The 23,174-nt window shown below is 73.2% G+C and carries 32 protein-coding genes; 23 read left to right on the plus strand and 9 right to left on the minus strand.

The features are described from left to right. From EXE57_RS12405 to EXE57_RS12435, 7 genes are all read left to right on the plus strand, one after another. Entirely contained in the window at nt 1–891 is an 891-nt protein-coding gene (locus tag EXE57_RS12405; RefSeq protein WP_135077944.1) for a LysR family transcriptional regulator, read from the plus strand. 122 nt (nt 892–1,013) lie between these two features. Continuing rightward, on the plus strand, nt 1,014–2,645 hold the full coding sequence (locus tag EXE57_RS12410) for a peroxidase family protein (RefSeq protein ID WP_135077946.1): 1,632 nt from the start codon (nt 1,014–1,016) through the stop codon (nt 2,643–2,645). 76 nt (nt 2,646–2,721) lie between these two features. Then, a complete protein-coding gene (locus EXE57_RS12415; RefSeq protein ID WP_135077948.1) occupies nt 2,722–3,870 on the plus strand; it encodes an LLM class flavin-dependent oxidoreductase in 1,149 nt (382 codons plus the stop codon). Further along, a complete protein-coding gene (locus EXE57_RS12420) occupies nt 3,867–4,514 on the plus strand; it encodes a CE1759 family FMN reductase (RefSeq protein WP_135077950.1) in 648 nt (215 codons plus the stop codon). Before EXE57_RS12415 ends, EXE57_RS12420 begins: the two co-directional genes overlap by 4 nt. Before the next feature lie 25 nt (nt 4,515–4,539). After that, nucleotides 4,540–5,616, plus strand: coding sequence for a winged helix DNA-binding domain-containing protein (locus EXE57_RS12425; protein ID WP_167305894.1), 1,077 nt, complete (start codon nt 4,540–4,542; stop codon nt 5,614–5,616). A 19-nt stretch (nt 5,617–5,635) separates the two neighbouring features. After that, complete coding sequence (locus tag EXE57_RS12430) at nt 5,636–6,052, plus strand: VOC family protein (protein WP_135077954.1); 417 nt, start codon at nt 5,636–5,638, stop codon at nt 6,050–6,052. 60 nt (nt 6,053–6,112) lie between these two features. Next, nucleotides 6,113–6,517 (plus strand): DUF1801 domain-containing protein, encoded by a 405-nt coding sequence (locus EXE57_RS12435; RefSeq protein WP_135077957.1) that lies wholly within the window; start codon nt 6,113–6,115, stop codon nt 6,515–6,517. A 32-nt stretch (nt 6,518–6,549) separates the two neighbouring features. On the opposite strand, the gene EXE57_RS12440 is transcribed toward EXE57_RS12435, so the two are convergent. Both EXE57_RS12440 and EXE57_RS12445 read right to left on the minus strand, forming a co-directional pair. Continuing rightward, nucleotides 6,550–7,497 (minus strand): succinylglutamate desuccinylase/aspartoacylase family protein, encoded by a 948-nt coding sequence (locus EXE57_RS12440; RefSeq protein ID WP_135077959.1) that lies wholly within the window; start codon nt 7,495–7,497, stop codon nt 6,550–6,552. Continuing rightward, the gene (locus EXE57_RS12445; protein ID WP_244246812.1) at nt 7,497–7,925 is read right to left on the minus strand and encodes an ATP-dependent zinc protease family protein; all 429 of its coding nucleotides are present in this window, start codon (nt 7,923–7,925) and stop codon (nt 7,497–7,499) included. Before EXE57_RS12445 ends, EXE57_RS12440 begins: the two co-directional genes overlap by 1 nt. A gap of 82 nt (nt 7,926–8,007) precedes the next feature. Here EXE57_RS12445 and EXE57_RS12450 point away from each other — a divergent pair, with 82 nt between their 5' ends. Then, nucleotides 8,008–9,198, plus strand: coding sequence for a RimK family alpha-L-glutamate ligase (locus EXE57_RS12450; protein WP_135077961.1), 1,191 nt, complete (start codon nt 8,008–8,010; stop codon nt 9,196–9,198). Between the two features lies 1 nt (nt 9,199). Here the strand turns inward: EXE57_RS12450 and EXE57_RS12455 are convergent, their stop codons facing one another. Then, on the minus strand, nt 9,200–9,664 hold the full coding sequence (locus EXE57_RS12455; RefSeq protein WP_135077963.1) for a TIGR00725 family protein: 465 nt from the start codon (nt 9,662–9,664) through the stop codon (nt 9,200–9,202). Further along, nucleotides 9,661–10,317, minus strand: coding sequence for a TetR/AcrR family transcriptional regulator C-terminal domain-containing protein (locus EXE57_RS12460; RefSeq protein WP_244246813.1), 657 nt, complete (start codon nt 10,315–10,317; stop codon nt 9,661–9,663). The genes EXE57_RS12455 and EXE57_RS12460 overlap by 4 nt, the downstream gene beginning before the upstream one ends. A gap of 76 nt (nt 10,318–10,393) precedes the next feature. Here EXE57_RS12460 and EXE57_RS12465 point away from each other — a divergent pair, with 76 nt between their 5' ends. Beyond that, nucleotides 10,394–11,380: an NAD(P)-dependent alcohol dehydrogenase gene (locus tag EXE57_RS12465; RefSeq protein ID WP_135077965.1), complete on the plus strand. Its 987-nt coding sequence runs from the start codon at nt 10,394–10,396 to the stop codon at nt 11,378–11,380. Nucleotides 11,381–11,384: 4 nt separating this feature from the next. On the opposite strand, the gene EXE57_RS12470 is transcribed toward EXE57_RS12465, so the two are convergent. Genes EXE57_RS12470 through EXE57_RS12480 form a run of 3 tightly spaced genes read right to left on the minus strand, consistent with a single transcriptional unit; the run spans nt 11,385 to nt 13,202 of the window. Next, on the minus strand, nt 11,385–11,882 hold the full coding sequence (locus EXE57_RS12470; RefSeq protein ID WP_244246814.1) for a beta-class carbonic anhydrase: 498 nt from the start codon (nt 11,880–11,882) through the stop codon (nt 11,385–11,387). Between the two features lie 39 nt (nt 11,883–11,921). Beyond that, entirely contained in the window at nt 11,922–12,515 is a 594-nt protein-coding gene (locus EXE57_RS12475) for a DUF6198 family protein (protein WP_135077967.1), read from the minus strand. A 12-nt stretch (nt 12,516–12,527) separates the two neighbouring features. Then, nucleotides 12,528–13,202 (minus strand): haloacid dehalogenase type II, encoded by a 675-nt coding sequence (locus EXE57_RS12480; protein ID WP_135077969.1) that lies wholly within the window; start codon nt 13,200–13,202, stop codon nt 12,528–12,530. Nucleotides 13,203–13,393: 191 nt separating this feature from the next. On the opposite strand from EXE57_RS12480, the gene EXE57_RS12485 reads away from it, so the two are divergent. Next, nucleotides 13,394–14,419 (plus strand): TerC/Alx family metal homeostasis membrane protein, encoded by a 1,026-nt coding sequence (locus EXE57_RS12485; RefSeq protein ID WP_244246815.1) that lies wholly within the window; start codon nt 13,394–13,396, stop codon nt 14,417–14,419. Here the strand turns inward: EXE57_RS12485 and EXE57_RS19775 are convergent. Further along, a complete protein-coding gene (locus tag EXE57_RS19775) occupies nt 14,380–14,550 on the minus strand; it encodes a hypothetical protein (protein ID WP_167305896.1) in 171 nt (56 codons plus the stop codon). The two genes, EXE57_RS12485 and EXE57_RS19775, sit on opposite strands and share 40 nt — an antisense overlap. Nucleotides 14,551–14,588: 38 nt before the next feature. On the opposite strand from EXE57_RS19775, the gene EXE57_RS12490 reads away from it, so the two are divergent. Beyond that, the gene (locus EXE57_RS12490; RefSeq protein ID WP_135077973.1) at nt 14,589–15,236 is read left to right on the plus strand and encodes a hypothetical protein; all 648 of its coding nucleotides are present in this window, start codon (nt 14,589–14,591) and stop codon (nt 15,234–15,236) included. On the opposite strand, the gene EXE57_RS12495 is transcribed toward EXE57_RS12490, so the two are convergent. Further along, on the minus strand, nt 15,237–15,863 hold the full coding sequence (locus tag EXE57_RS12495) for a maleylpyruvate isomerase family mycothiol-dependent enzyme (RefSeq protein ID WP_135077975.1): 627 nt from the start codon (nt 15,861–15,863) through the stop codon (nt 15,237–15,239). It abuts the gene before it with no gap. A gap of 79 nt (nt 15,864–15,942) precedes the next feature. Between EXE57_RS12495 and EXE57_RS12500 the strand changes: the two genes are divergently transcribed. The 12 genes from EXE57_RS12500 to EXE57_RS12550 all read left to right on the plus strand — a co-directional run bounded on the left by EXE57_RS12500 (nt 15,943) and on the right by EXE57_RS12550 (nt 23,172). After that, entirely contained in the window at nt 15,943–16,386 is a 444-nt protein-coding gene (locus tag EXE57_RS12500; RefSeq protein WP_244246816.1) for a MarR family winged helix-turn-helix transcriptional regulator, read from the plus strand. A 77-nt stretch (nt 16,387–16,463) separates the two neighbouring features. Continuing rightward, complete coding sequence (locus EXE57_RS12505; protein WP_135077977.1) at nt 16,464–16,874, plus strand: VOC family protein; 411 nt, start codon at nt 16,464–16,466, stop codon at nt 16,872–16,874. After that, entirely contained in the window at nt 16,871–17,260 is a 390-nt protein-coding gene (locus EXE57_RS12510; RefSeq protein WP_208542840.1) for a VOC family protein, read from the plus strand. Before EXE57_RS12505 ends, EXE57_RS12510 begins: the two co-directional genes overlap by 4 nt. A gap of 68 nt (nt 17,261–17,328) precedes the next feature. Then, nucleotides 17,329–17,502: a hypothetical protein gene (locus EXE57_RS19780; protein ID WP_167305897.1), complete on the plus strand. Its 174-nt coding sequence runs from the start codon at nt 17,329–17,331 to the stop codon at nt 17,500–17,502. A 105-nt stretch (nt 17,503–17,607) separates the two neighbouring features. Further along, a complete protein-coding gene (locus tag EXE57_RS12515) occupies nt 17,608–18,201 on the plus strand; it encodes a DUF6624 domain-containing protein (protein WP_208542841.1) in 594 nt (197 codons plus the stop codon). Between the two features lie 103 nt (nt 18,202–18,304). After that, nucleotides 18,305–18,649 (plus strand): YciI family protein, encoded by a 345-nt coding sequence (locus EXE57_RS12520; RefSeq protein ID WP_135077979.1) that lies wholly within the window; start codon nt 18,305–18,307, stop codon nt 18,647–18,649. Between the two features lies 1 nt (nt 18,650). Next, a complete protein-coding gene (locus EXE57_RS12525; RefSeq protein WP_135077981.1) occupies nt 18,651–19,883 on the plus strand; it encodes an RNA polymerase sigma factor in 1,233 nt (410 codons plus the stop codon). A gap of 227 nt (nt 19,884–20,110) precedes the next feature. Further along, the gene (locus EXE57_RS12530) at nt 20,111–20,602 is read left to right on the plus strand and encodes a PadR family transcriptional regulator (protein ID WP_135077985.1); all 492 of its coding nucleotides are present in this window, start codon (nt 20,111–20,113) and stop codon (nt 20,600–20,602) included. Next, entirely contained in the window at nt 20,599–21,039 is a 441-nt protein-coding gene (locus EXE57_RS12535; protein ID WP_135077987.1) for a DUF1707 SHOCT-like domain-containing protein, read from the plus strand. The genes EXE57_RS12530 and EXE57_RS12535 overlap by 4 nt, the downstream gene beginning before the upstream one ends. A gap of 59 nt (nt 21,040–21,098) precedes the next feature. Beyond that, complete coding sequence (locus tag EXE57_RS12540; protein ID WP_244246817.1) at nt 21,099–22,061, plus strand: ABC transporter ATP-binding protein; 963 nt, start codon at nt 21,099–21,101, stop codon at nt 22,059–22,061. Continuing rightward, entirely contained in the window at nt 22,058–22,936 is an 879-nt protein-coding gene (locus EXE57_RS12545; RefSeq protein WP_135077989.1) for an ABC transporter permease, read from the plus strand. The genes EXE57_RS12540 and EXE57_RS12545 overlap by 4 nt, the downstream gene beginning before the upstream one ends. Further along, the gene (locus EXE57_RS12550) at nt 22,933–23,172 is read left to right on the plus strand and encodes a helix-turn-helix transcriptional regulator (RefSeq protein WP_135077991.1); all 240 of its coding nucleotides are present in this window, start codon (nt 22,933–22,935) and stop codon (nt 23,170–23,172) included. The genes EXE57_RS12545 and EXE57_RS12550 overlap by 4 nt, the downstream gene beginning before the upstream one ends. The last annotated feature ends 2 nt before the right edge of the window (nt 23,173–23,174 follow it).

Below are 23,174 nucleotides of genomic sequence, written 5' to 3' on the forward strand. Positions count from 1 at the left end.
GTGGACCCTCGTCGCGTGCTCGTGTTCCGGACCGTCGCCCGGGCCGGCTCGCTTAGCGCCGCGGCACGGGAGCTCGGCTGGACCCAGCCGGCCGTCAGCCAGCAGCTGCAGCGGCTCGAGCACGAGGTCGGCGGACCGCTGGTGCTGCGCAGCACCCGGGGCGTCACGCTCACCGATGCCGGCCGGCTGCTGCTCGGTCGCGCCGACGCGCTCGCGGGCGAGCTCCACATGGCGGGGGAGGAGCTCGCCGCGCTGGCGCAGCTGCGCGGCGGACGCGTACGTCTGGTGTCCTACCCCTCGGCGGTGGCGACGATCGTGCCGGAGGCACTCCGGCTGTTCCGGGCCGGCCACCCGGCCGTGGACGTGTCGCTCGCCGAGGCGGAGCCGCCCGAGGCGGCCACGGCGGTGCGCGAGGGCACGGCCGACCTCGCTCTGGTCTTCGCCTACGACGGCGCGCCGGCGGACGACGGTGCGCTGACCTGGCTGCCGCTGACCCGGGAGCCGGTCGAGCTGGTCCTCCCGCCGGACCACCCCGCGGCCTCCCGCTCCCGCCTCTCCCTGGCCTCGCTCGCCGACGACACCTGGATCGCCGGCTGCCCGCGCTGCAGCCAGCACCTCGTGGAGCGGTGCCGCGAGGCCGGCTTCGAGCCGCGCGTCACCCACGCCACCGACGACTACGTCGCCGTGCAGGCGCTGGTTGCCGCCGGGCTCGGCGTGACGATGCTGCCGCAGTCGGCGCTCACGGCCTTCCGCCACCCCGAGGTGGTGGTGCGTTCCTCGCGGACCCTCGGCAGCCGGCACGTCGGCCTCGCCTACCGGCCGGGCGCCGAGCAGGTCCCGGCGACCGCCGCGCTCATGGAGCAGCTGATCCGGACCACCGCGCGGCGCTGAGCCTCGAGAACTGCCGGTGTCGCGGGGGTCCCAGCAGGTCTACGCTGATCGGCAGTCGCTGCCCGCGGGAGGGTGGCCGTCGGCCCCCCGGCCCCCCGGGCCCACTCCGAGGGGGAACCACCATGCCGGTCGCCAAGCGTCGAGGACCTGAACGTCACGGACGCGAGCACTTCTTCATCGAGGGCGAGGGGCTGGTCGGCGATCCGGCCACCGTGCCCGAGACCGCCCCGGTCGACGACGGCGCGCGGACTGCCGCGGCCGCCCGGGCCGAGGACTTCCGCTTCTCACGCCTCGGCCCGCGGGGGAGCAAGCTCCCCGAGGGGCTGCTCCGCAAGGTCGCCACGGCGATGGCCACGAGGGACGACGGGGGCAACGGCACGATCGCGGCCGGCTACACCTACCTCGGGCAGTTCGTCGACCACGACCTCACCTTCGACCAGACGACGGTCGCGCTCGGCGACTCGGTCGCGCCGGCCGACCTGCTCCAGGGCCGATCACCCAGCCTCGACCTCGACAGCATGTACGGCTTCGGTCCCGCCGACCCGGTCTCCGCGGAGTTCTACCGCGACGACCGCCACCTCGCCGTCGGGAGGACGGTCCGGCTCGGGCCCGCGCCGCTCCAGGCCCGCCGCGAGTACGACCTGCCGCGCCTCGGGGACGGCAGCGACGACGAGGAGAACCGACGTCGCGCCGTGATCCCCGACTTCCGCAACGACGAGAACCTCGCGGTCGCGCAGACCCACCTGGCGTTCACCCGCTTCCACAACCGGGTCGTCGACGGCCTGGACGCCTCGGTGCCGGCCAACCAGCGCTTCCGCCGCGCCCGCCGGCAGGTCGTCCTCCACTACCAGTGGATGCTGCGCACCGACTACCTCCCCAAGATCTGCGACAGCACGGTCGTCACGGACGTCTTCAGCAACGGCCGCAAGCTGTTCGAGGTCGGGGCCGACCCGTTGAGCGTGCCGACGATGCCGGTGGAGTTCTCGGTGGCGGCGTTCCGCTTCGGGCACTCGATGGTGCGGGGCGCGTACGACTGGAACGCGGAGTTCCCCAACGGTCAGGGCGACCTGTTCTTCCTGTTCGACTTCTCCGGCACCTCGGGCTTCCTGGGCGGCGGCCCGCTGGCGCTGCCGAGCAACTGGATCGCCGACTGGCGACGGCTCTACCGCTTCTCGAGCATCGGTCGCGGCGACCTGAAGCCGCCGGCGGGCGAGTTCAACCTCGCGCGCCGGATCGACACGCTGCTCACCCCGCCGCTCGCCGCGCTGCCCAGCGGCGCCTTCGGCGGGAAGCGCGACGGGTTCGGGGCGATGGCCGCCCACCTGGCCTTCCGCAACCTGGTGCGGGCCAACATGGTCCGGCTCGCGAGTGGCCAGGACATGGTCAGGCTGCTGCGTCGCAAGGGGGTGCCGGTGACCGCCTTGACCAAGGCGCAGATCCTGGGCAGCGGCGGCGACGGCGCCTCGCTCGACAGCCTCACCGCCGCCGAGAAGGACCGGTTCGCGAAGGAGACCCCGCTGTGGTTCTACGTGCTGCGCGAGGCCGAGCTCAACGGCGGCAAGCTCAGCGGCGTCGGCGCGCGGATCGTGGCCGAGACCTTCCACCGCGCCATGGAGGGCTCGCGCCACTCCATCGTCCGCCACCCCGACTGGCGACCCACGCTGGGCGGCAAGCCCGGCCGGTTCACGATGATGGACCTGCTGCTCGTGGCGTACGACGACGACAAGGCGGTGCTCGCGCCCCTGGGTGACTGACACCGCACCACCGCGGGGAATGCTCCGGCGCCCCTTCCGGTTAACCTGATACAACTTTCAACCAGAAGGGGCGACCATGCAGTTCGGCATCTTCTCCGTCGGGGACGTCACCCCCGACCCCACCACCGGTCGTACGCCGACCGAGGGCGAGCGGATCGAGTCGATGACCCGGCTCGCGCTCAAGACCGAGGAGGTCGGGCTCGACGTCTTCGCGACCGGCGAGCACCACAACCCGCCGTTCGTGCCGAGCAGCCCCACGACCCACCTCGGGTTCATCGCGGCGCAGACCGAGAAGCTGCTGCTGAGCACCTCCACGACGCTCATCACCACCAACGACCCGGTGAAGATCGCCGAGGACTACGCGATGCTCCAGCACCTCTCGCGGGGCCGCGTCGACCTGATGATGGGCCGCGGAAACACCGGCCCGGTGTACCCCTGGTTCGGCAAGGACATCCGCGACGGGATCCCGCTCGCGGTCGAGAACTACCACCTGCTGCGTCGGCTCTGGCGCGAGCGCGTCGTGACGTGGGAAGGCACGTACCGCACGCCGCTGCAGGGCTTCACCGCCACGCCCGCCCCGCTCGACGGCACGCCGCCCTTCGTGTGGCACGGGTCGATCCGCTCGCCCGAGATCGCCGAGCAGGCGGCGTACTACGGCGACGGCTTCTTCCACAACCACATCTTCTGGAACAAGGAGCACACCCAGCAGATGGTGGCGCTCTACCGGCGCCGCTTCGAGGCGTACGGCCACGGCGCTGCCGACCAGGCGATCGTCGGCCTCGGTGGCCAGGTGTTCATGGCCGACACCGAGGCGGAGGCCAAGCGCGTCTTCCGGCCCTACTTCGACAACGCGCCGGTCTACGGCCACGGCCCCTCGCTCGAGGACTTCTCCGAGCTCACGCCGCTGACGGTCGGGACGCCGGAGCAGGTCATCGAGCGGACCCTCGGGTTCGCCGACTACGTCGGTGACTACCAGCGCCAGCTGTTCCTGGTCGACCACGCCGGGCTGCCGACGGACGTGGTGCTCGAGCAGGTCGAGATCCTCGGCCGCGAGGTGGTGCCGGTGCTGCGCGAGGAGTTCGCTCGCCGTCGTCCGGCCCACGTGCCGAGCGACCCGCCGACCCACGCGTCGCTGGTGGCCGCCGGACCGGAGTCCGAGCACCACCTGGTCGCCCCGGTCGCCGAGCGCGCCCAGGTCGACGCGGTGGCCGGGAGCACCCGATGACGCGCCGACTGGTGGTCCTGGCGGCCGGCCTGGCCGAGCCCTCCTCGACGCGGCTGCTGGCGGACCAGCTGGCCGACGCCGTACGCGCCCAGGTGTCCTCGCGCGGCGAGGACGTCTCGGTCGACGTGCTGGAGCTGCGTGAGCTCGCCCACGACCTCGCGACCACGATGACCAGCGGCGGCGTCCCGACGCCTGCGCTGTCCCGCGCCCGCGACCTGGTGTCGGCGGCCGACGGCATGGTGGCGGTGACGCCGGTCTTCAGCGCGAGCTACAGCGGGCTGTTCAAGATGTTCGTGGACGCACTCGACCCCGACGCGCTCAACGGCATGCCGGTGCTCGTCGCCGCGACCGCCGGCACCGCCCGGCACTCCCTCGTGCTCGACCACGCGCTGCGGCCGCTGTTCACCTACCTGCGGGCGGTGGTCGTGCCGACCGGGGTGTTCGCCGCGACCGAGGACTTCGGCGACGCCGGCCTCGAGGAGCGGATCCGCCGCGCGGCCGCCGAGCTGGCTGCCCTGCTGGTGGGCGGGTCCGGTGGGGTCGGCGGGTTCGCCCCCGACCTGGCCACCCGCCCCCGCCGCTCCGGCTCTGAGCTCCCCGAGCCGCCCGCGTTCGAGAGCCTGCTCAGGGGACACGCCGGCTGACGTCGGATTTGGAAGACTGGGCGACGTGGTCACCGACGTCGACATCGCCCGCTGGCGGCTCCGCAGCCAGCACCTGGTCGGGTCTGGGCCCACGTCGGCGGAGGGCGTCGTACGGTCGCTGCTCGGCGTCCAGGCCGAGAACCCCGCCCAGTCCGCGTGGGCCGTCGCCGCCCGCACCGCGGCCCCCGACCCGTCGGACCTCGGCGCCGCCCTCGACGAGGGCCGGGTCGTGCGCGTCCACGTGCTGCGGTCCACCTGGCACTACGTCACGGCCGAGGACCTGGTGTGGCTGGTCGAGCTGACCGCCCCCGGAGCGGGCCGGCCCGCCGCCCAGCAGCTGGCCGAGGTCTACGACGACGCCGAGCTGGACCGGCTCTCGGGGTTGGTGGTGGACGCACTGGCGGGCCGGCACCTCACCCGGCCACAGCTCGCCGCGCTGCTCGTCGAGGCCGGTGAGCAGGTGCCGGGCCATGAGCTGATGCTGCTGATGGCCCACCTCGAGCTGCGGGCCCTGGTGTGCAGCGGCCCGGTGGTCGACGGAGCCCACAGCTACGTGCTCGTCGCGGACCGGGTGCGCGCGCCCCGACGTCTCGACCGGGACGAGGGACTGGCCGAGCTCGCGCTGCGCTACGCCACCGGCCACGGACCGGTCACGGCCGAGGACCTGGCCTACTGGGCCAGCCTGTCGCTCCCGGACGCGCGGGCCGGCCTCACCGCGGCCGCGGACGGGCTGGCCACCTTCGAGCACGACGACCGGACGTTCTGGCACCCGCCCGACCAGGAGCCACCGACTGGCCCCACGGAGCCGGCCGCCCACCTGTTGCAGATCCTGGACGAGACCTACCGCGGCTACGCGACCGCCTCCCGCTGGGTGCTCGACGCGGCCGGCGTCGTCCCGCGCGGCCGCGAGAGCGCGATGGGGATGGCACTCGTCGACGGCCAGCTGGTCGCCGCCATGAAGCGTTCCGTCACCGCCCGGCAGGTGGTATTCGAGCTCGCGCCGTACGCCTCGTGGCACGACGACCACCTGGTGCCGGTCGAGCGCGCGGCCGCGCGCTACGGAGCCTTCCTCGCCCGGGAGGCCGTGGTCGACCTGCGGTGAGCGGTGGCAGTCTGGACTGATGACGGAGAACCCTTCCCCCCGCGTGTCCCAGCTCCGCCTCGTGGTGCACGCCGAGGACTACGACGAGGCGGTCGCGTTCTTCCGCGACGCACTGGGGCTTCCGGTGGCCGAGGCCTACGACGGCGAGGGAGGTGCGCAGGTGATGATCCTGGACGCCGGGCGGGCCACCCTGGAGCTGTCCAACACCCCCCAGGTCGAGCTGATCGACCGGGTCGAGGTCGGCCGCCGGGTCGCGCCCCACTTCCGGGTGGCCCTGGAGGTGGACGACTGCGAGGCGGCGACCCGGGTCGCGCTCGACGCAGGGGCCGAGGGCATCGCGCCCCCGACGCTCACGCCGTGGAACTCCCGCAACGCGCGGCTGCAGGCGCCGGCGGGGATCCAGCTGACGCTCTTCCAGGAGCTCGGCCAGGACTGACCGGGTGCTCGGAGTCAGCCGACCTCGACGGGCATCGGCACCCGGTGGCAGGCTCGGTCCATGGCGGACCGCAGGACGACTGCCCGGGCCGGTGACGTGGGCGAGTTCGTCGCCGGGATCACCGACGACCGGCGGCGCGAGGACACCGAGGCGGTGGTCGCGCTGATGCGCGAGGTGACCGGCACCGAGCCACGGATGTGGGGCACCTCGATCGTGGGCTTCGGTGATCGGCCGTACACCACCGCCGACGGCGTCGAGCGCGCGTGGTTCGCGGTCGGCCTCTCGCCCCGCAAGGCCGCGCTGGTGCTCTACGGGGTGCTGCCGCCGGACGACGACAGCGCCGATCTCGTGCAGCTCGGACCCCACAGCACCGGCAAGAGCTGTCTCTACGTCAAGCGGCTGGCCGACGTCGACGAGCCGACGCTGGCCCGGCTCGTCCGGCGGGCGTGGGAGGACGAGGGCTGAGTCGCTGCGCCGCCCCGGTGGCCCCCAGCCCCTCAGGTCGCGATGTGCACGATCGCGTCCCCCGAGTTCACCAGGGGCGCCTCGGTACGGCCGATGACGATGCCGTCCCGGTTGGCGTGGACCAGCCGCAGCGTCCGGCCGAACGAGTCGACGAGCGCGCCGAGCCGTTCCCCGTCGGTCACCCGCTGGCCGAGCCGGGCGTCGAGGTCGAGGATGCCCGTACGCCGGGCGCGGACCCAGCCGCTGGAGCGGCACTCCACGCTCGGCTCGTGGTCGGGCTCGGCGGGGCCGTCCACCATCCCGAGCGAGGCGAGGACCCGGCGTACGCCGGCGACGCCCGCGTCGATCGCATAGCCGTCGAAGCGGAGGTTCTCGCCCGCCTCGTAGAGCAGCACGGTGGCGCCGCGCTCGCGGGCGGCGTGGCGCAGCGAGCCGTCGCGGATCCTCGCGTGCAGCATGACCGGCGCCGCGAACGCCTCGGCCAGCGATCGGGTGCGCGGGTCGTCGAGGTCGGCCCGGATCTGCGGCAGGTTGGAGCGGCGGTCCGAGCCGGTGTGGAGGTCGATCCCGACCTCGCACTTGGCGACCACTTCCTGCATGAACAGGTGCGCGATCCGGCTCGCCAGCGACCCACGCGCCGAGCCGGGGAACGAGCGGTTGAGGTCGCGCCGGTCGGGGAGGTAGCGGTCGCCGGTCATGAAGCCGAGCACGTTGACGATCGGGACCGCGATCAGCGTGCCGCGGAGCTCCTTGGGGTCGAGCCCGGCCAGCACCTGGCGGATCACCTCGACGCCGACCACCTCGTCGCCGTGGATCGCGGCGTCCAGCCAGACGGTGGGCCCGTCCTCACGTCCGTGGAAGACCCGGACCGGCAGGCTCACGTCGGCGCCGGTGACCAGCCGGGTGATCGGCAGCTCGAGCGAACGTGAGGTCCCCACCCGGATCCGGACGTTGCCGATCCCGAAGGACTCCCGCGGCATCAACGGCCCCGGTTCCGGCGGCGCACGGACACCTTCGGACGGCCGCCGAGGTAGGAGCGGCTGGGGTCGACGAGGAAGCCCTGGCACAGCGCCTCACGGCCCACCAGCATCCGGAAGCCCATCTCGTCACGCTTGCTCAGCGTGACCTCGGCGTCGACCACGTGCTTGCACAGGCTGACGTCGAGCTGCACGACGTACCGCTCCTCGGCGTGGCCGCTCGAGCTCCGCACCTCCCGTCGGTCGAGGACCCGCGACTCGCAGTCGACGGCGTCCTCGTCGGAGTCCTGCCACGGGTGGACCGAGTAGCGCACCCACACCTCGCCGTCGCGCTCGAACTCCTCGAGGTCGAAGGCGTGGAGGGCGGAGGTACGCGCGCCGGTGTCGACCTTCGCCTTGATCCACGAGACGCCGAGGCCCGGGAGGCTCACCCATTCCCGCCACCCGACGATGGTGTTGGATGGAGCGGATGCGTCCGTTGCAGTCACCCCTCGATCCTCTCAGGTTGCTGACATGAAGCTCGCCATCCTCTCGGTCTCCCCCCGTGCCTACAGCACGCAGCGGTTGCGGACCGCCGCACTCGACCGCGGGCACACCGTGAAGGTGCTCAACACCCTCCGGTTCGGCATCGACCTGAGCCACGACGAGCCGGACCTGCAGTTCCGCGGGAAGCAGCTCTCGGACTACGACGCGATCCTGCCGAGGATCGGCAACTCCATCACCTACTTCGGCACCGCGGTGGTGCGGCAGTTCGAGCAGATGGACGTCTACACGCCCAACACCGCCGCCGGCATCACGAACTCGCGGGACAAGCTGCGGGCGTCGCAGATCCTGTCCCGCCACAACGTGCTGATGCCGGCCACCACCTTCGTGCGCGACCGCGCCGACGTGATCCCGGCGATCGAGCGGGTCGGCGGTGCGCCGGTCGTGATCAAGCTGCTCGAGGGCACCCAGGGCATCGGCGTGATCCTCGCCCCGGACCGCAAGGTCGCCGAGGCCATCATCGAGACCCTGCACAGCACCCGGCAGAACGTGCTGATCCAGCGCTTCGTCAAGGAGAGCAAGGGCCGCGACATCCGGGCGCTCGTCGTCGGTGACCGGGTGGTCGCGGCCATGCGCCGCGTCGCGCAGGGCGACGAGTTCCGCTCCAACGTGCACCGCGGCGGCTCGGTCGAGGCGGTCGAGCTCGACCCGGTCTTCGAGGAGGCGGCCGTGCGCTCGGCCCAGATCATGGGCCTCAAGGTCGCGGGGGTCGACATGCTCGAGGGCAACGACGGCCCGCTGGTGATGGAGGTCAACTCCTCGCCCGGCCTCGAGGGCATCGAGAACGCCACCAAGCTCGACATCGCCGGCGCGATCATCGACCACATCGACAACCAGGTCGCGTTCCCGCAGATCGACGTGCGGCAGCGGCTGAGCGTCTCCACCGGGTACGGCGTGGCCGAGCTCGCCGTCCACGGCGAGGCCGACATCGTCGGCAAGTCCATCACCGACTCCGGCCTGCGCGAGAAGGACATCACCGTCCTCACGCTCCACCGCGGCGCCCAGGTCCTGCCCAACCCGCGTGCCTCCACCGTGCTGGAGGCCGAGGACCGGCTGCTGTGCTTCGGCAAGCTCGAGGAGATGCGCTCGATGATCCCCGAGCGCCGCAAGCGTCGGCAACGGGTCAAGAAGCTGCCGAAGCAGCCGATCCACGACGCCTGAGTCACCGCACGTCGAGCACGCGGGCCACCGCCTCGGCCGCGTCGGCGACCACGACCGGACCGCCCTCGGCGGGCAGCTCCCAGCCGAGCAGCGCGTACGCCGGCACGCCGGTGCGGCAGGCGAGCGCGACCTCGCTCAGGGTGCCCCAGCTGCCGCCCACCGAGATGACCGCGTCGACCGCCCGCACGAGCAGCGCGTTGCGCATCTCGCCCAGCCCGGTCGCGACGGCGACCGTGAGGTGGGTGTTGCCCTCGCGCCGGTCGCTCCCGGGCAGGAGGCCGAGCGCGGTGCCGCCGGCGGAGGTGGCGCCCCGTGACGCGGCCTCCATCACCCCGGTGCCACCGCCGGTGACCACCACGACCTCGGCCCCGGCCAGCAGGCGACCGACCTCCTCGGCAGCGGCGAGCACCTCGGCGGCCGGCTCGCCGCTCGGGCCGACGACGCCGACGTAGCCCCGGGCGCTCACGCCTGCTCCTCGGCCAGCCGGCGGGCGATCCCCTCGAGGACCAGCTCCAGCCCCCAGCCGAACTCGTCGCCGAAGTCGTAGCCCGGCTGCAGCGCCCGGTCCACGGCGTACTCACGGAAGTGGACCAGCTCCCCCTCCGGCAGCCCGGTGAGGATCTCCGACCCCAGGTCGGCCAGCTCGCCCTCGTCCTGGAACGGCAGGCTCACCTCCTGCACGACGAAGCCGTAGAGGTGGGCGTCGAGCAGCGCGGCCGCGTGCCCGGCCAGCTCCAGCGAGAAGCCGGCCGCGCGGAGGCAGCCGAGCACCGCGTCGTGGTGGCGGAGCGTCTCGGGCCCCGGCGTGCGCCGGGAGTCCATGAGGCCGATCGCCCAGCGGTGCCGCTTCATCGCCTCGCGGGCCGAGCCCGACCGGGCCCGCATCTGCTCGGTCCAGTCCTCCCCGACCACCGGCAGGTGGAACTCGGCGAAGACCGCGTCGACCAGCCCGTCGAGCAGGGCGTCCTTGCCCGGGACGTGGTGGTAGAGCGACATCGCCTCGACCCCCAGGGCGGTCGCGAGCGACCGCATCGAGAGCCCTGCCAGGCCGTGCTCGTCGGCCAGTTCGAGGGCCGTGGCGTGGATGCGCTCGCGGCTCAGCGGGGTCCGGGTCGGCACAGGTCCGGTCCTTCCTCTTGCGATGGCTTACAACGTAAGGCTACTGTCTTCTTACAGCGTAAGGGAGAGGATGGACATGAAGGCGATCGTGCGTACCGAGTACGGCAGCACCGACCGGGTCGTGCTGGCCGACCGGCCGGACCCGGTTCCGGGCCCGGGCGAGGTGCTGCTGGTGGTGCGGGCGGCCGGCGTCGACCGTGGCGTCTGGCACCTGATGACCGGCGAGCCGCGGCTGATGCGACTCGCCACGGGCCTGCGCCGGCCCCGCCGGCCGGTCCTGGGTCGCGACGTCGCCGGGGTGGTCGCCGCCCTCGGCGAGGGGGTGACCGGCCTCGCCGTCGGGGACGAGGTGATGGGCACCGCTCCCGGCGGGACGTTCGCCGAGCTGGCGGTGACGAGCCCTGACCGGTTGGTGGCCAAGCCGGCCGCCTGGACCTTCGAGGAGGCCGCGGCCGTCCCGATCTCGGGCCTGACCGCCCTCCAGGCCGTCCACGACGTGGGCCGGGTCCGGGCCGGCCAGCGGGTCCTGGTGCTCGGCGCGTCCGGTGGCGTGGGCAGCTTCGTCGTCCAGCTCGCCCGGCACGCCGGCGCCCGTGTGGACGCGGTCTGCAGCGCCACCAAGGCCGAGTTCGTGCGGGGCCTGGGGGCCGACAGGGTCCTGCCCCACGGGCCGGGGGCCGACCTTCCGGGCGAGGACGGGACGCCGGCGGCCTACGACGTGGTCATCGACATCGGTGGTGGCCGGTCGATCCGCCGGCTGCGGCGGGTCCTGGCGCCCCGGGGCACGCTCGTGATCGTCGGCGGCGAGACCGGCGGGCCGTGGCTCAGCGGCATCCAGCGCCAGCTCGGCGCCGCCGCCCTCTCCCCGCTGGTGCGGCAACGGCTGCGCTTCTTCGTCGCCTCGGAGAAGGCGACGGAGCTGGCGCGTCTGGTGGCGCTCGCCGAGGAGGGTGCGTTCGTCCCGGCCGTCGAGCGGACCTGGCCGCTCCCCGACGCGGCTGCCGCCATCGACCACCTCGCCGAGGGGCGTGCCCGCGGCAAGCTGGTCGTCAGCGTGGGCTGAGACCTCAGCCCACGGGATCGCCGAGCAGCCCCGTGTCGACGTCGTAGAGGAACCCGCCGACCTCGACCTCGGCGGGCATCAGCGGATGGCTGCGCACCCGGCGCACGTCGGCCCGCAGGGCCTGCCGCTGGTCGGTGATGGCGCCGATCGAGAGCCACGAGGCGTCCTGCTGGAGGCGTTCGCCGACGCGGGCCTGGAGCTCGGCCTCGCCGGCCGAGGCCATCGCGCAGCGGGTGTGCTGGACCACGAGGATCCGGCTCACGTTGAGCAGCGAGACGCCGAGCACGAGCGCGACCAGGGCGGCGTCGGTCACCCGGCCGCCGGGGTTGCGCAGGATCTTGGCGTCGCCCGGCTCGAGCCCGACCATCCGCAGCGGGTCGATCCGCGAGTCCATGCAGGTCACCATCGCGACTCCCGCGTGGGCGATCCCGTCGAAGCCGCTCATCGAGAAACTCTCGGCGTAGCGGCGGTTGGCAGCCAACAGGTCATCGAAGCCGGTCACACCGAGCAAGGGTAGGGCGCGTCGCGCTCCGATGCCCGGTCAGGTGGCCGTCTGGTGGACGTCGAGCCTCAGCAGCCGGCTGGTGAGGTCGACCAGCGGGCCGAGCAGGACGATCACGACCACGGTCCCGGGCCCGATGGTGGCGCCCAGCAGCCAGCCGCCGAGCGCGCCGCCGCCCTGGACCAGGCTGTAGCTCCACTTGAAGGGGATGGGCGGGTCCCACGCGAGGCCGGCCGCCTCGGCGGGTCCGGCGCCGGTCCTGCTGCCGAGGTAGGTGGCGATCCCCACGCCGAGCACCGGAAGCGCGACCACCAGCATCGCGATCCGGCCGCCCCACCCGTCGGGGGTGGTGAGGGCCTCCAGGAGCAGGGACGCGCTGCCGCCCACGACGACCACCTGCACCACCGTGCCGAGCCCCGGCACCACGCGGCGCGCGGCCGCGACCGCGAGGAAGGCGAGCGAGACCAGCACGTTGGCGGTCCAGAAGGAGATGTCGGCGCGCAGCGAGACGCCGTTGACCAGGGTCGAGAACCCGTCGGAGCCCAGGTCGGCGGTGAGCAGCAGGGCGACGCCGGCGCCGAGCACGACGCACCCCGCGCCGAGCAGCAGCAGCTGGCGGGGCGAGTGGTGCACGCCGCCATCCTGTCAGTCGGGCAGCAGCCCGCCGAGGTCGGTGACGACCGTGTCCGGCTCGATGCCCCACGGGTCGAGCAGGGCAGCCTCCGTGCGCCGTACCCAGGCGGCCTGCAGCCCCGCGGACTTCGCCCCGAGCACGTCGAAGGAGTTGCCGGACACCATCACCACCCGCTGCGCCCGGCACGCGACCCGCTCGAGCAGGTGGTGGTAGACCGCGGGGTCGGGCTTGAAGCTGCCGACCTCGTCGACGCTGACGACGTCGTCGAGGAGCGTGTTCAGGCCTGCCTGGTCCAGCAGGGCCGTGACCGTTCCGGCTGGCCCGTTGGAGAAGGCCACCAGCCGACGACCGGCCGCCGCGAGGCCGGCGAGAGCGGGAGCCGCGTCGGGGAACGCCGGCAACCGCCCGTACGCCGCCAGCAGCTCCTCACGGTCGGCGTCGGTGAGCTCGACGCCCATCGTCGCCGCGGTGTGGTCGAGCGCCTGCGCGGTGCACGTCCCGAACTCGACGTAGTCGCGCATCAGCGCCCGACGGAACGAGTAGCCGAGCTGGTGGGCGCGCCACGCGTCGGAGAACTCGGCCGCCCGGTCGCCGACCACCCCGCGGAGCTGCTCGACCACCCCGGCGGTGTCGACCAGGGTGCCGTAGACGTCGAACGCGAGGACGTCGTGCTCCGAGAGGGGCATGTCTGCCACCCTGCCTCGCGAGCCGGATCGGCACAACCCGGGTTTGGGCGATGTCGACCTGTTCGCTAGCATTTGCCGGGAGGGGAGTACTTCTCGATCCTCGTCCGGTCATTCCGGCGCCGTGGACGGCGCCTCGGGCGGGAGCCCGTGCGGCGAAGGAGACCTCAGGCCGTCCCGACCTGAGGAGTCCCGTGCTCAACGCCGCTGCGTCCCCGTCCGCCGTCGACACCGTCGCCACGCCCACCCTGTGGGCGGTCACGATCGCTGCCGTCGTCGGCTTCCTCGTCATCGACTTCCTGCTGACCCGTCGGCCCCACGACGTGGGGATGCGCGAGGCGCTGGGCTGGTCGGCGTTCTACCTCGCGCTGCCGCTGCTCTTCGGCATCTACGTCGTCACGGCGTTCGGCGGTGACCGTGGCCTGGAGTACTACGCCGGCTACCTCGTGGAGAAGTCGCTGAGCGTGGACAACCTGTTCGTCTTCATCCTGCTGCTCGGTGCCTTCGCCGTACCGCGCGAGCTGCGTCAGCGGGTGCTGCTCTACGGCATCGTGGGCGCGCTCGTGATGCGTGCGGTCTTCATCGCCCTGGGCGCCGCTGCCCTGGCCGCCTTCGACTGGGTGTTCCTCGTCTTCGGCCTGGTCCTGGTGGTGACGGCGGCCAAGATCCTGCGCGACGCGGTCCGCGGCACCGACCACGAGGTCGACGTCTCCCGGCTGCGCAGCGTCCGCGTGCTGCGTCGGCTGGTGCCGGTGACCGAGGACTACGAAGGAACCCGGCTGCTCACGCGGATCGACGGGCGGCGGGCGATCACACCACTGGCCGTCGTGGTCGTCGCGGTGCTGGCCACCGACCTGGTCTTCGCGGTCGACTCCGTGCCGGCGGTGTACGGGATCACCGGTGACCCGTACCTGGTCTTCGTGACCAACGCCTTCGCCCTCCTCGGCCTCCGGGCCCTCTACTTCGTCCTCGAGGGCGCGCTCGGCAAGCTCGTCCACCTGGGCTACGGCCTGGCCGCGATCCTGGCCTTCATCGGGGTCAAGCTGGGGCTCCACTGGGCCCACCTGCAGTGGCCGGCGGTGCCCGAGATCGCGACGCTCCCGTCGTTGCTGGTGGTCGTCGGCATCCTCGCGGTCACCACGGTCACCAGCCTGGTGGCGTCGCGGCGTTCGGAGCGGGCTCAGTCCGGGGAGGAGGCCTCCGCCTCGGCGAGCCGCTGATGGAGGCGGGAGCGGATCTCGTCGGGGGAGTAGGACCGCCGTTGGCGCTCCTGGCGCGCGATCGCGGCCCCGGTCGCGGCGACGCCCACGACCCCGGCCAGACCCAGCCACTTCCACCACGCGCCCGCCATGCCACGAGAGTACGGCGCCGCTTCGGCAGACTGCACCCATGGTGAAGAGCTCCGGGGCGCTGTCCCTCGACGAGGCCGTGTCGCTCACCCGGACCGGCGACCTGTGGCTGTTCCGCGGCCGCAGCGCCGCCGACCGGGCGATCCGGACGCTCACGAACGCGCCGGTCAACCACGTGGGGATGGCGCTGGTGCTCGACGACCTGCCGCCGCTGATGTGGCACGCCGAGCTCGGCCGCTCGCTGCCCGACCTGTGGACCGGCGACCACCACCGGGGAGTCCAGCTCCACGACCTGCGCGACGCCGTGACCCGATGGCAGGAGGTCTACGAGCAGGAGGCCTGGCTGCGGCAGCTCGACCCGCTGGCCGGTCGGGCCGAGGAGGACGCGGCGCTGCGGGCGGTCGCCCGGCTCGACGGGGTGTCCTTCCCGAGCACCGCACGACTGGCAGGCCGGTGGCTGCGCGGGCGCGACGGCTACCAGCCGAGGCGGGACCGCGACCGGCCACGCCCGCGTCCCGAGGCGGCGTACTGCGCCGAGGTGGTCGCGCTGACCCTCCAGGAGATGGGCCTGCTCGAGACCGACCGCAAGGCCCACTGGTACGACCCCGGCACGTTCTGGAGCGGCGAGTACCTCCCGCTGTCCGACGGCTGGTCGTGGGGCGGCGAGGTGGCGGTGGCGCGCGGCTGATCAGGCCGGCGTGATGACCTCGACACCCTCGCCGGCGAGCAGGGTCGCCTCGGCCTCGCGGCCCGCGCACAGCATCAGCAGCTCCAGCGCAGGGCCCTCGACGACCGGACCGCGGCCACGCTCCCACTCGGTGTCGGTCGCCCGCATCCGGACCCGGCGCACCGTGCGCGTGGAGCCGACCAGCGGAGCGAGCAACCGCGAACGGTCGGCCGCGACCACGGCCGCCTCGGGCGGGGGGACGTGCACCCGGCCGAGCGGGCGCAGGATGTCCTGGCTGTGCACGAGGACGTCGACCAGCGGCTCGACGTGGGTGACGGTCAGCGGCCCCCGGCGTACGCCTGCCCACCGGTCGTACTGGGCGAGGATCTCGGCGGTCGGTGCCGCTCCGCGCTGCAGGCCGTCGCGGAGGATCGCGCCGTTGTAGCCGCGCCACATCTGCGTCATCACGCGGCCGGTCGCCCGCCAGCGCAGCTGCGGGGCCGAGATCACGTGGGCCGCCACGTCGCGGACCCGCCACCCCGCGCACAGCGAGGGGTGGTCCCACTCCTCCGGGGTCAGCACCCGCAGGTGCTCCAGCAGCGCGTGCCGCTCGCTCACGACCACGTCCCACACGGCTTCCTTGTCCATGGCGCGCCTCCTGGACTGGTCAGTCTCTCTGACTGTTATGGTCAGAGAGACTGACCAGTTCTGTCAAGGGAGTTCACGGGTGGAGCAGCAGCAGACGAGCACGGGCGTGTGGATGTTCGTCGCGGGACGCCACCTCGAGACCCGGATCTTCGAGCACCTCCGCGCCGGCGGGTTCGACGACCTGACGCTCGCGCAGGGCCGGATCGCCGCCCGCCTGGGGCCGGACGGGACGCGACTGACGGACCTCGCCGCGGCCGCCCAGGTCACCAAGCAGACGGCCGGGTTCCTCGTCGACCAGCTCGAGCGGGCGGGCTACGTCGAGCGGCGACCCGACCCGACCGATGCCCGCGCCCGGCTCGTCGTCCTCGCCGAGCGGGGGATCCGCGCCCAGGAGCGGGCCCGGGAGATGGAGGCGGTCGTCGAGGCGGAGTGGGAGGCCCACCTCGGCCCTGCCCGGATGCGCGAGCTCCGGCGCGCGCTGCTCGACCTCAGGGCGCTGACCGACCCCTGGCGCGAGGCGTAGGGTCGGCGCCGCACCGCCCGATGAATCCGCTCGTCGGTCGAGGTCTGCCCGACGACGACCACGCGAAGGAGCAGACGATGGGCTCACGCCTCAACCCCTACCTCAACTTCCAGGCCACGGCCCGGGAGGCCATGGAGTTCTACCGCGACGTGTTCGGTGGCGAGCTCCAGGTGATGACCTTCGGCGACATGGGGGGCGAGCCCGCCGACGGCGTCATGCACGCCCAGCTCGAGACGCCCGACGGCTTCACGCTGATGGCCTCCGACGCACCCCCGGGAGAGACCGCCGCGCCCGGCGGCTCGGTGCACATCAGCCTCTCCGGCGACGACACCGAGGCGCTGACCGGCTGGTTCGAGAAGCTGTCCGACGGCGGGACGGTGGTCGACGCCCTCAAGCAGCAGGTCTGGGGTGACACCTTCGGCATGCTCGTCGACCGGTACGGCATCGGCTGGCTGGTCAACATCGCCGGTGAGGGGGCGCCCGCGTGACCGGCCGCTGGGACCCCTCCGGACCGATCGGGGCGATCACGATCTTCGCCGAGGACCTCCCCGCCACCCGCTCGTTCTACACCGAGGTCTTCGGCCTCCCGGTGCACTTCGAGGACGAGAGCTCGGCGGTCTTCCGGTTCGGCGACACGCTGGTCAACCTGCTCGACGTCGCCGCCGCCCCGGAGCTGATCGACCCGGCTCCGGTGGGCGCGCCGGCCGGCCATCGCAGCGTGCTGACGCTCCACGTCGACGACGTCGACGCCCGCTGCGAGTGGCTGCTCGCGCGGGGCGTGGAGCTGCTCAACGGTCCGATCACCCGCCCGTGGGGTCCGCGGACCGCCAGCTTCCGCGATCCGGCCGGCCAGATCTGGGAGATCGCCAGCTGAGGAGGACCGCTCCGCATGGAGCGGCACGAGACGGGTACGGGTCCGGTTCTCGACGAAGGGAGAACCGCATGATCCGTGGACTGGTGAACCGAGCCCTCGGTGGCGGACGCCGCGGCGTCGCGGGCGGGACCGCCCGCCCCACCGGCAGGCCGACGACCGGAGGGTCCACCGCCAACCGGGACATCGAGCGCGGTGCCCGGTCGCTGCTCCGGGGGGTCGGCCGCAAGCGCAAGGGCCTCTGACCGGCCGGCCGTCCCGATAGTCCGTCACGGACGTGTCGCGACTTCGGGCGTACGACGACCGATCCGTGACTGACTATCGGGGCCCGGGTGGTGTAGAACCGGGACATGGTGCGGTGGTCCGCCCTCCTCGCAGCGGCGTTGCTGCTGGGTGCGTGCACGGGCGGCACCGGGTCGGACCGGGTCCCGACCGCGGAGCCCGGCGTGCCGGTGGCGACCCAGCTCGACGAGGAGCTGCGCGACGAGCTGCTCGCGATGGCCGAGCAGGACCAGGGTGAGCGGACCAGCGGCGCACCGCTGACCGACGAGCAACGCACCGACCGGCTCCGGGAGATCGTGGACGAGCACGGCTGGCCGACGTACGACCTGGTCGGCCAGGAGGGCGAGGACGCCGCCTGGCTGATCGCCCAGCACTCCGACCTCGACCCCGACTTCCAGGCCGAGGCTCTGGAGCTGCTGCGGGCGGCCGTGGCCGACGGCCAGGCCTCGCCGGGCAACCTCGCCTACCTCGAGGACCGGGTCCGCGCGGGTCGGGGCGAGCCGCAGCTCTACGGAACCCAGACCGGCTGCACGCGCAAGGGCACGCCGGCCCAGCCCGAGATCGAGGACCCGGAAGGGCTCGACGAGCGACGTGAGGCGGCCGGGCTGCCGCCGTACGAGCGCTACCTGCGGACGATGACGAGGGTGTGCGGCCAGGGTTGACCGGGTTCGGGCAGAATCCCGGCGCGGGGTGTCGTGCCGACGTCTCCCCGTTCGTGGACCAGGTGAGAGGACCCGCCGGGGGTCCGTACGCAGGAGGAACGAGATGCCCGAGTACATGCTGTCCGTCCACCACGTCGTCGGCGAGGAGATGCCGGCCGGCGAGGAGATGGAGCGGATGTTCGCCGACGTCGGCGCCTTCAACGAGCGGCTCAGGGAGTCCGGCTCGTGGGTGTTCGCCGGCGGCCTGATGCCGCGCGAGATCGCCACCACCGTCGACAACACCGGTGACGCACCGGTCGTGACCGACGGGCCGTTCTCCGAGAGCAAGGAGTGGCTCGGCGGATACTGGATCATCCAGGCCCCCGACCTCGACGCAGCCCTCGAGTGGGCCTCCCAGGGTTCACGGGCCTGCGGCGGTCCGGTCGAGGTCCGGCCCTTCCAGGACTAGCGTGAGCGACTCCGTCGACAGCCGGGTGGAGGCGATCTTCCGGGCCGAGTTCGGCCGGGTCGTCGCCTCCCTCGCCCGCCGCTTCGGCGACCTCGACCTCGCCGAGGACGCCGCCGGGGAGGCGCTGGTCGTGGCCCTGGAGAAGTGGCGTATGGACGGCATCCCGCCGAACCCCGGTGGCTGGCTGACCACCACCGCCGGCAACCGTGCCATCGACCGGCTCCGTCGGGAGTCCCGCCGCGACGACAAGCACCAGCAGGCAGAGATGATCATCGACCCCGAGCCCCACGAGCCCACCGGGCCGGTCGAGGACGACCGGCTCCGGCTGATCTTCACCTGCTGCCACCCCGCCCTCGCCCCCGAGGCGCGGGTGGCCCTCACGCTGCGGCTGCTCGGCGGGCTCACCGTGCCCGAGATCGCCGCCGCCTTCCTGGTCCCGGAGACGACCATGGCGCAGCGGATCACCCGTGCGAAGCGCAAGATCGCCGGCGCCGGGATCCCCTACCGCGTGCCCGCACTCTCCGACCTGCCGGCCCGGCTGGCCGGCGTCCTGGCGGTCGTCTACCTCGTCTTCAACGAGGGCTACCTGGCTTCCACCGGTGACGCCCCCGTACGCCAGGAGCTCACCGGGGAGGCGATCCGGCTGGGCCGGGTGCTGCGGTCGCTGCTGCCCGAGGAGCCCGAGGTCGCCGGCCTGCTGGCCCTGATGCTGCTCACCGACGCGCGGCGGGAGAGCCGCTTCGCGGGGGGCGAGCTGGTGCCGCTGGACCAGCAGGACCGGGCCGGCTGGGACCGCGCCCTCGTCCTCGAAGGGCACGACCTGGTCCGCGAGTGCCTCGCTCGCGCCCACGCGACCGGGCAGCCGCCGGGCCGCTACCAGCTGCTGGCGGCGGTCAACGCCGTTCACACCGACGCCGCCGACGTCCGCGAGACCGACTGGGGCCAGATCGCCGCCCTCTACGACCAGCTCAGTGCGATCGACCCCTCGCCCGTGGTGCGGCTCAACCGGGCCGTGGCGATCGCCGAGCTCGACGGCCCGTCGGTCGCACTGGCCGAGGTCGACCGGCTCCCGCTCGAGGGCTACCACGCCTGGCACGCCACCCGCGCCGACCTGCTGCGCAGGCTCGGCCGGTCCGGTGACGCCCGGGCGGCGTACGACGCGGCGATCGCGACCGCCGGCAACCCGGCAGAGAGGTCGTGGCTGGCCCGGCGGAGGGACCAGCTCGCCGACTGAGGCCCCTGGCCCGGAGGACAACCCCCTTGTCCGCGCTCGACCACCGCCGTACTATCGCGATATATCGGCGACAGTCGCCGACGGGTCGTTCGGAGGGGGCAGGCGTGGGACACGGACAGTGGGGCCACCAGTGGGGTGGCGGGTGGAGCAGTGCCGGCGGGCCTTGGGGTGGACCGCCCGGACGAGGTCGTCCCGGGCCGCCGCCGTGGCTGGCCGGACTCTTCGGGATGGCCCAGCCCGAGCCGCCGCGCGGGCCCCGGGTCCGCCGCGGCGACGTCCGCGCGGCGATCCTCGACGTGGTCGCGGTGGAGCCGCTCAACGGCTACCAGGTGATCCAGCAGATCGCCGAGCGGACCGGCGGCCAGTGGAAGCCGAGCCCCGGCTCGGTCTACCCCACGATCAGCCAGCTCGAGGACGAGGGCCTGATCGTGGGCGACGAGGAGCGGGGCCGGACGCTGCGGTTGACGCCGGAGGGCGAGGCGTACGTCGCCGAGCACCCCGAGGAGCTCGCGGCCGTGTGGGAGCCGTTCGAGGTCGAGGGCCCGGTCGAGGACGGGCCGGACCTGTCGCTGCTGAAGTCCGAGGCCGGCCAGCTGATGTCGGCGCTGTGGCAGATCCTCTCCAGCGGCACCGACCAGCAGCGCAAGGACGCGATGGCGGTGCTGATCGAGACCCGGCGCAAGCTCTACGGGCTGCTCGCCGACGAGGACCCGCGATGAGCCCCCGGCAGGGCGGCTGGCCCTTCGACCAGCCCGCCGACCGCGGAGCCCAGCTGCGCATCGGCGACGCCGAGCGGGAGCGGGCCGCGGCCGAGCTCGCCGAGCACTACGCCGTCGGCCGGCTCGACCAGGCCGAGCACGCCGAGCGGCTGGACCGGATCTGGGCGGCGCGGACCCGGGCCGAGCTCGACCCGGTCTTCGTGGACCTGCCCGGACACGCCCCGGACCCCGGCTGGGCGCCGCCGCGACCGGCGGGCACACCGCGCCGCCGCCGTGGCCGGCCGCCGTTCCCGCTGATGGTGGTGCTCGTCGTGCTCGCGGGGATCGCCGTGCTCACCCACCTCCCGCTGGTCCTGATCGGGCTCGCGGTGTGGTTCCTCGTCACGCGTGGCAGCTGCGGGGGGCACCGTTCCCGACCGCACTCCGCGCGCTGGTGACGTCGGACGACCCCGTTACAGGGTTGCTACCGATGTAGCACCTCTACTACATTCGTCCCGTGATCCAGACATCGACGGGGGCGGGTCACGTCCCCGGGGCGGCCGGTGACCCGGTCGTGCAGGTCCGCGACCTGCGCATGCGCTACGGAACGACCGACGTCCTGACCGGCGTCGACTTCGACATCCACGCCGGCGAGGTGCTCTGCCTCCTCGGACCCAACGGAGCCGGCAAGACCACCACGATCGAGATCCTCGAGGGCTTCCGGATCCGCTCCGCCGGCGAGGTGAGCGTGCTGGGGGAGGACCCGGCCCACGCGGGGGAGCCCTGGCGGGCGCGGACCGGCGTGGTGCTGCAGTCCTGGCGCGACCACCCCCGCTGGACCGCGCGGCGGCTGCTGACCCAGCTGGGCGGCTACTACGCGCCGTACTCCACCCCCACGCAGGAGCGACCGTGGGACCTCGAGGAGCTGATGGACCTGGTCGGCCTGACCGAGTTCGCCGACCAGAAGATCGGCACCCTGTCCGGCGGCCAGCGCCGACGGCTCGACGTCGCCATGGGCATCATCGGCCGGCCCGAGCTGCTCTTCCTCGACGAGCCGACCGCGGGCTTCGACCCCCAGGCCAGGCGCGACTTCCACCACCTGGTCCACCGGCTGGCCGACCTCGACAACACCACCATCCTGCTCACGACCCACGACCTCGACGAGGCCGAGAAGCTCGCCGACCGGGTCGTGATCCTGGCCGGCGGCCGGATCGTCGCCGACGACAGCGCGGAGGGGCTGGCGCTGCGCGTGGCGGGCGAGTCCGAGGTGCGGTGGACGCGGGACGGCGAGCGGTTCGTCCACGCCACGACCGAGGCGACCCGCTTCGTCCGCGACCTGTTCGTCCAGCACGGCGACGCGGTGCAGGACCTCGAGGTCCACCGGGCCAGCCTCGAGGACGCCTACCTCACCCTGGTCCAGCAGCACGAGGCCGGCGCCGCCGCCGAGGCCGCCCGCTCCTTCGCGGAGGTGACCCGATGACCACGCAGGGGACGGGCACCTCGCTCGAGCACAAGGTCCACGCCGTGCGGCTCGGGCTCAACCGCGGCCGGATGGAGCTCGTCCAGAGCATCCGGTCGACCCAGGACCAGTGGTTCTACATGTTCACGGCGGCGTTGACGCTGGGCTACCTGTGGATCCGCCGCGACGCCGAGACGGGCGTCGAGGGCATCCCCTTCGCCGCCGTCGCCCTCCCCAGCATCCTCGGGGCACTCATCGCCTTCGGGGTGGTGGTCGGGCCGGCCTACAGCCTGGCGATGGAGAAGGAGGACGGCACGCTGCTGCGGCACCGGGCGATCCCCGACGGCCTGGTGGGCTACTTCAGCGGCCAGCTGCTCTTCCACAGCCTCAGCCTGGTGCCGCAGCTGGTCGTGATCCTGGTGCCGAGCCTGATCCTGTTCGACGGCCTGATGGCCGACCCCAGCGGCTGGTTCACCGTGGTCTGGGTGACGGTGCTCGGGCTGCTCGCCTCGCTGCCGATCGGGATGGTCATCGGCTCGCTCGTGCCGGGGGTCCAGAAGGTCGGCATGTGGGGGATGCTCCCGATCATGGTGCTCGCCGGCATCTCCGGGATCTTCTACCCCGTGCAGCAGCTGTGGGGCTGGGTGCAGGTCGTGGCGCAGGCCTTCCCGATGTACTGGATGGGCCTCGGGATGCGGTCGGCGTTCCTGCCCGACAGCGCCGCGGCGCTGGAGATCGGGGGCTCGTGGCGCACCGTCGAGACGGTGACGGTGCTGGGTCTGTGGGCAGTGGCAGGAGCGCTCCTCACCCCCGTGGTGCTACGGCGGATGGCCCGCAAGCAGACCGGCTCCCAGGTGCAGGCGGCCCGCGAGGCGAGCATGCAGTGGGTCAAGTGAGCGAGTCGGTCCACAACCGGATCGCCCTGCTCCGCGCGGAGCAGGGCGTGAGCCGGCGCGCGCTCGCCGACGAGCTCGGCGTGCACTACCAGACCGTCGGCTACCTCGAGCGCGGCGAGTACAACCCCTCGCTGCACCTCGCCCTCCGGATCGCCGACTTCTTCGGCGTACCGGTCGAGGTGGTCTTCTCGACCGAGCCGTTCCCGCGGGTCAGCGACCAGTCGCGCCCGGCGTGAGA

This window comes from Nocardioides euryhalodurans, from assembly GCF_004564375.1.
Taxonomy (GTDB): Bacteria; Actinomycetota; Actinomycetes; order Propionibacteriales; family Nocardioidaceae; genus Nocardioides; species Nocardioides euryhalodurans.